8 protein-coding genes are annotated in these 5986 nt (G+C 50.5%); 4 read left to right on the forward strand and 4 right to left on the reverse strand.

Going from position 1 to position 5986, the window contains the following annotated elements; all coding sequences use genetic code 11:
* Window positions 1–798: LysR family transcriptional regulator (locus tag Q0231_RS13930; RefSeq protein WP_299348283.1), on the reverse strand; the 798-nt coding region annotated here is incomplete at its 3' end.
* 101 nt (window positions 799–899) lie between these two features.
* On the opposite strand from Q0231_RS13930, the gene Q0231_RS13935 reads away from it, so the two are divergent.
* Window positions 900–1877, forward strand: a complete 978-nt coding sequence (locus Q0231_RS13935) for an NAD-dependent epimerase/dehydratase family protein (protein WP_299348286.1) — start codon at window positions 900–902, stop codon at window positions 1875–1877.
* On the opposite strand, the gene gluQRS is transcribed toward Q0231_RS13935, so the two are convergent.
* Entirely contained in the window at window positions 1874–2773 is a 900-nt protein-coding gene (gene gluQRS, locus Q0231_RS13940; protein ID WP_269395118.1) for a tRNA glutamyl-Q(34) synthetase GluQRS, read from the reverse strand. The two genes, Q0231_RS13935 and gluQRS, sit on opposite strands and share 4 nt — an antisense overlap.
* A gap of 38 nt (window positions 2774–2811) precedes the next feature.
* Between gluQRS and Q0231_RS13945 the strand changes: the two genes are divergently transcribed.
* From Q0231_RS13945 to Q0231_RS13955, 3 genes are all read left to right on the forward strand, one after another.
* Window positions 2812–3465: a DNA-3-methyladenine glycosylase 2 family protein gene (locus Q0231_RS13945; protein WP_299348291.1), complete on the forward strand. Its 654-nt coding sequence runs from the start codon at window positions 2812–2814 to the stop codon at window positions 3463–3465.
* Between the two features lie 2 nt (window positions 3466–3467).
* Window positions 3468–4145: an alpha/beta hydrolase gene (locus tag Q0231_RS13950; protein ID WP_269395116.1), complete on the forward strand. Its 678-nt coding sequence runs from the start codon at window positions 3468–3470 to the stop codon at window positions 4143–4145.
* 97 nt (window positions 4146–4242) lie between these two features.
* Window positions 4243–4800, forward strand: a complete 558-nt coding sequence (locus Q0231_RS13955; RefSeq protein ID WP_269395115.1) for an HNH endonuclease — start codon at window positions 4243–4245, stop codon at window positions 4798–4800.
* A gap of 132 nt (window positions 4801–4932) precedes the next feature.
* On the opposite strand, the gene Q0231_RS13960 is transcribed toward Q0231_RS13955, so the two are convergent.
* Both Q0231_RS13960 and Q0231_RS13965 read right to left on the reverse strand, forming a co-directional pair.
* On the reverse strand, window positions 4933–5436 hold the full coding sequence (locus Q0231_RS13960) for a disulfide bond formation protein B (protein ID WP_299348295.1): 504 nt from the start codon (window positions 5434–5436) through the stop codon (window positions 4933–4935).
* A gap of 25 nt (window positions 5437–5461) precedes the next feature.
* On the reverse strand, window positions 5462–5986 hold a 525-nt coding region (locus Q0231_RS13965), incomplete at its 5' end, for a YqaA family protein (protein WP_299348298.1).

The raw sequence follows: 5986 nt of genomic DNA on the forward strand, positions 1-5986 counted from the left end.
TGGGATTTTGAGGTCCGGTACAATGTGCACCATGCCTGGCGTTTTTTCGATCAAATTGAATTGGGCAAAACTGACCCCAAGCCCGTGTTTGACCATCTCCCAGATCAGCGTTTGGCTGTCTGTGCGCAGTTTAAAGCTCTTCCTTTCAAGCGGAAAGCCAATGGCTTTGGCGACGCGAATAATATCGTCTTGTCGATCAAGCCCAATGATTTCGTGGTCATACAGGTCTTGTGGGTTTTGTGGGGTGCCATGCTTATCCAGATAGGACTGATGGGCGCAAGCGCGCAACGGCACATCGCCGATCTTTTTACCCACCACATCCAATTGGCCAGGGCGGAACATGCGAATAGCGATATCGGCTTCACGCAAAAGCAAGTTTTCAACCGCGTCTGAGGGGACTATTTCCAGTTCGATCATCGGATATTGTTCGCGCGCCTTCATAAGGATTGCGGGCAAAATATTGTGCGAAATGATCTGCGAAGCCGTGATGCGCACAGTGCCATCCAAAACTTCTGTGGCACCGGTTACGGCCAATTGGGCTTCGGCAAGGGCCGACTTTGCATTGCGCACCGGCTCAACAAGTTGGTGGGCGATGGGGGTGGGTTTGAGGCCCCGCCCAGTTCGGTCAAACAAAACCGCACTGAGGCAGTTTTCCAACTCTTCAATATGACGGCCTATGGTGGGCTGTGACGCACCCAGTGCGCGGGCGGCCGCGGACAATGACCCTTCGTCCATGACGGCCAAAAAGGAGCGCCACAAAAACCAATCCGGTTCTGATGGGAGGTTTGTTTTATTCATTATTGAATATCTCAGATGCGATTTTGGCCAATTTCAATTTGAATATGAATGGATATGTTGAGGGCAGTCAAGTGAAACAAATGATTTTGAGGAGCTACAACATGGCAGACACAGTAACAATTTTGGGCATCAATGGTCGTATCGGCCAATTTGCAGCCAAAGCATTTATTGAAGCGGGGTGGAACGTTGTTGGTTTTGGTCGCTCGAACAAAACAGCCTTTGATGGGTTCACCTTTGTACAAGGGGATGCAATTCAGTTGGAAGACGTTAAACGCGCAATCAAAGACGCGGATGTGGTCGTGCATGCGCTGAACCTGCCCTATGACCAGTGGGAGGGCGAAGCGGAGCGCTTAAACGACGTTGTGATTGAGGCGATGAAGGGCACCGGAAAAACCTTGGTTTTTTCTGCCAATGTTTACAATTTTGCAGCAAGCGTGGCCAAAATGACCCCGGACGGGGTGCAAAACCCTGAGACACCCAAAGGGGAGATCCGCAAACGCATGGAAGAGGCGCTAAAAGCAGGCGCGCTGAACCACGGCTTTAAAGCCTTTATGCTGCGGGCCGGTGATTTTTATGGTCCCGGGGCTGAAGGCAGTTGGTTTGATCTGGGCTTTGCGATGAATTTTAAAAAACGCAAGATTACATTGCCTTGTGATGGACAAACCAAACACACCTGGGCCTATTTGCCCGATCTTGGCCGAGCGTTTGAGAAAGTGGCTGCAAAACGTGACGAGCTAAACACATTTGAGAATCTCCATTTTCACGGGAACTTCGTAACCGGAAATGAGATTGCGGATGCCATTCAACGGGTAGTGCCGCAGCCCTATAAGGTGGTCAACCTACCTTGGTGGTTGTTCAGTGTGGTCGGAGTTTTTCAGCCGGTGATCCGCGAAGTGATCAAAATGCGCTATCTGTGGAAATCACCACAGGAATTGCTGGACCCCAAGCTGGATGCGATTTTGGGCGCAGGGTTTGGCACACCGTTTGAGCGTGCCGTAGCCGAGACGACTTTGGCCCTGCTGCCTGCGGCGGAATTGGAAAAGCTTAAAACCATGAAACGCACGTCGGTATTGGCTTAGTCTTCTTCGCCCAACTCAGTTTCGGGCTCTTCATCATCTTCTTCAAACCCCAACTGGGCGCGGACTTGTTCTGGTGTCCAGTCTCGCTTTTTAAGGGCAGCAAGGCTTAAGGATTTCTTCGACTTTGAAAGCTTATTGCCCTCATCATCAAGGATAAGCCCATGATGCATATATTTCGGTTCTGGCAGCTCAAGCAGCTTTTGCAAAACGCGGTGAACGGCGGTTGCAAAATATAGGTCTTTGCCGCGCGTCACATGGGTAATGCCTTGGTCCGCATCATCGACCACAACGCTGAGGTGATATGAGGTTGGGGTATATTTGCGCGCTAAAATAACATCGCCCCAAGCCATTGGGTCAGCGGTGATGGTTTCAGTTTCGCTCAGGTCTTCGCTCATTTCCTGCCATGTGACCTCGCCAACCTTTTCCAATGCCTTCTTCATATCAAGGCGCAGGGCGTATGCGGCGTCGCTGTTGATGCGTTTGTCGCGATCATAAGGGCTCATATGCTTGCAGGTGCCCGGGTATTTTGGCGCGCCATCGGGGTCTTTTTCACCGGTGGCATTGGCTTTGATTTGTGAGCGCGAGCAAAAGCAGGGGTAAAGCAACCCATCAGCGTGTAAGGCGTTTAGGGCCTTTTCGTAATCGTCAAAATGGGCGGATTGACGGCGGGGTTCTTCGTCCCATGAAAAGCCGACCCAATCCAGATCATTGAGCATTTGCTCAATGCCTTCATCGGTGCAGCGAATGGTATCGATGTCCTCGATGCGCAACAATAATTTGCCGTCAGCCTTTTGCGCCAATTCTTGGGTCAAAAGGGCGGAGAAAGCGTGGCCGAGATGCAGCTGGCCGTTAGGGCTGGGGGCAAAGCGGAAAATGGGTTGATCGTTTGTGTTCATAGCGCTCTAGTTGCCACGAACGAACAAGAAAGACAAACATGAATCACAACCCGCTGATTAAACGTTTGAGAAGTGAGCCCGTTTTGGCGGCGCAATTGGCCGCGCTGGTTGAAAGCGACCCTTCTTTGCGCACAATATTGGATTTGTGTGATCCGGTGCCCTTGCGCGCTGAAACGGGTGGATTTGAGGGTTTGTCACGCATCGTAATCGGGCAGCTTTTGTCCGTGCAATCAGCCGCTGCGATTTGGGATCGGTTTTGCGACACATTGGGGGTGGTGACGCCCGAGCGATATTTAGAGCTGGGTGAAGAGGGGTTGGTGGGGGTCGGCCTGTCCCAAGCGAAGTATCGGACCATTCGGTCTATCGCCAATGCCGAGTTGGGACGCACCTTGCGTTATGATTTGGTGGCGGATGCGCCGATTTTTGAATCAATGAAAATGCTGACCGCGATCAAAGGCATTGGGCCGTGGACGGCTGAGGTTTACCTGTCGTTTTGTGTGGGGCACCCGGATATTTTTCCCGCCGGAGATTTGGCGTTGCGAAAAATAGTTGCGCACCATATGGGCCATAATGCTACACCAAGCATTAGCGAGACCATGAAAATGACGCAAAAATGGTCGCCTTATCGAGGCGCGGCGGCGCGCCTTATGTGGCGCTATTATGCGGTGACAAAAAATAAAGAAGGCATTTAAATATGAGCGAATTGTTTGGCCCGAAATTGGAACCTGCGAATGGCAATCCGCCAAACAAGCTTGTGATTTTACTGCATGGCTACGGCTCGGACGGCAAAGACATGATCGGGCTTGGCAATTTTTGGAACCAAGGCTTTCCCGATGTGGAGTTCTTGGCGCCAAATGCGCCAAAACCGTGTGCGGTCAATCCGTTTGGTTTTGAGTGGTTTCATTTGGATCTGGAGCGTGGCGATACCAATTATGAAGCGGGCGCGGAACAGGCCTATCCCCAAATCCGAGATTATGTTTTGCAACGCACCGCTGATGCTGGGCTTGAACTTAAAGACGTGGTGCTTGGTGGGTTCAGCCAAGGGGCCATGATGGCGCTTTATACTGGGCTGCGGTTTGAAGAGCCTTTGGCAGGCATTTTATGTTTCTCGGGCAAAATGGTAGATGCGGAAACGATTGGTGACGAGATGGAGTCTTCGCCGCCTGTTTGTTTGGTGCATGGGGAAGATGATGATGTGGTGCCGGTTGCGGGCAGTCTTGAAGCCAAAACGGTACTTGAAGAATTTTACGTCAATGTGTCGTTAAAAGTGACGCAAAAAACCGGCCACTCTATCGCGATGGATGGGTTGCAGTTCGCCACCGGGTTTTTGAGCCATGTGTTTAAGCCTGACGATCAGATCGAAGTCGAATAGGTAAAGAGATCGTTAACAAGCCTTCACACAGGTGACATCTTAAGCCACAATGATGGGGTTAATTTTAGTGGAGTGATTCTCACCAAAGGAGGAAGGTGTGACAATCCATGTGTCACCCGAAGCTCTCCCGGCGCTTGTGTTGAACGCGGACTTTCGGCCGCTGAGCTATTATCCATTGTCCTTGTGGTCTTGGCAGGACGCGATTAAAGCGGTGTGCCTAGACCGCGTAAATATTGTCAATGAGTATGATCGGGTGATCAAAAGCCCGAGCTTTGAAATGAAGCTGCCCAGTGTGGTTGCGCTCAAATCCTACATTAAACCCGCGAGCAACCCTGCATTTACGCGGTTTAACCTATTTTTACGTGACCGATTTGAATGTCAATATTGTGGGTCAAAACACGATCTGACCTTTGATCATTTGATTCCGCGCGCGCGAGGCGGGCGCACCACGTGGCAAAATGTGGTTGCGGCTTGCTCCCCTTGTAATTTGCGCAAGGCAGACAAGATGCCACGCGATATTGGCATGTGGCCCAGCCAAACCCCATTTCAACCCACGGTTTATGATTTGCAAGCCAATGGGCGCAAGTTCCCCCCCAATCATCTGCACGAGAGTTGGATGGATTATCTTTATTGGGATATCGAACTGGAACCCTAAGATGATCTTCATATTTGGTCTGCAAATGGCGTGGTTTTGTGCTTCCAGTGCTCACGTACTCTTAGTACGCTGCGCGCTGGTTCGCAAACCTTACCATTTTCGACTCAATTCTGAAAATCATACCAGTGTTGGTTATTTCTTGTTCGAGTGGAAATTCAGGTGACCTGCATAAAGTGTGGCGCAGGTGAGGAACAGTGAAACAATGGCGTTCATGCCCGCAAAGCTGAGGCCGAAAAAGCGCACTTGCGCGCGATCACACGGAATTACGACCGTATCGTTGATGTTTTGCAGATCAGCAAAATCTGCAATGCCAGCACCAACACCAGTGCAGGTGTCGGGGCCCGGCCACCAGCTCCATTCAACACCTGAGTGATAGCCTGCCATCCAAGTGCCATAAGCAAAAATCAGCGCGACGATGCCGAGTAAAATGGTGCGGTAGTTGGCGTTTAGCCGGTCCCAGATAAACAGGGTTATCAACAAAAGCGGGATCGTTATGTAATAGGGGTTGCGCTGTTCGTAGCACAAATCGCATGGAATATAGCCACCGATATATTGAAAGCCGTACGCGCTGGTGATGACGGCTGCCGCAAGCGCTGTAACACCTACGGTTAAGTTTTTTGCATTCAACTCAATCACTTTATTCCCCAATTTCAAAAGGCAACTAAATCAAAAACTTGATTGCCACGAAGCCACCAACAAGTAGCGCGCAACCGATGAAGAACATCAACCCGAGGCGTTTTTCGATGAAATCCTTAATAGGGGGTCCAAAGAAATACAAAAGCCCGGCGACGATGAAGAATCTCAGTCCGCGTGCAACGATAGAGGAAAGGATAAATATGGGCAGATTAAGGCCCGTCGCGCCAGAGGCAATGGTGATCACCTTATAGGGGAACGGGGTGAGGCCAAACACGAAGACAATTAGCAGTCCCCATTCATTAAAGGCCAATTGAAAATCTTCAAATTTGTGCCAATAACCATAAAGCTCAAGGATTGGACGTGCGAGTGTTTCCAGCAGTGCCCAGCCAATATAGTAGCCCAATATGCCGCCCAATACAGATGTGATGGTGCATATAAGCGCAAACCACCATGCCTTTTCCCGTTTGGCTAAGACCATGGGGATCAGCATAATATCGGGCGGCATTGGAAAAAATGAGCTTTCGGCAAATGAAATGGCGCCAAGGGCTTT

Source organism: uncultured Maritalea sp. (genome assembly GCF_937139385.1).
Classification (GTDB): domain Bacteria; phylum Pseudomonadota; class Alphaproteobacteria; order Rhizobiales; family Devosiaceae; genus Maritalea; species Maritalea porphyrae_A.

What these genes read in the sequence shown, in the direction of transcription:
- Q0231_RS13935 (WP_299348286.1), top strand. Translation starts at nt 900, where the DNA reads ATGGCAGACACAGTAACAATTTTGGGCATCAATGGTCGTATCGGCCAA.
- Q0231_RS13945 (WP_299348291.1), top strand. Translation starts at nt 2,812, where the DNA reads ATGAATCACAACCCGCTGATTAAACGTTTGAGAAGTGAGCCCGTTTTG.
- gluQRS (WP_269395118.1), bottom strand. Translation starts at nt 2,773, where the DNA reads ATGAACACAAACGATCAACCCATTTTCCGCTTTGCCCCCAGCCCTAAC.
- Q0231_RS13950 (WP_269395116.1), top strand. Translation starts at nt 3,468, where the DNA reads ATGAGCGAATTGTTTGGCCCGAAATTGGAACCTGCGAATGGCAATCCG.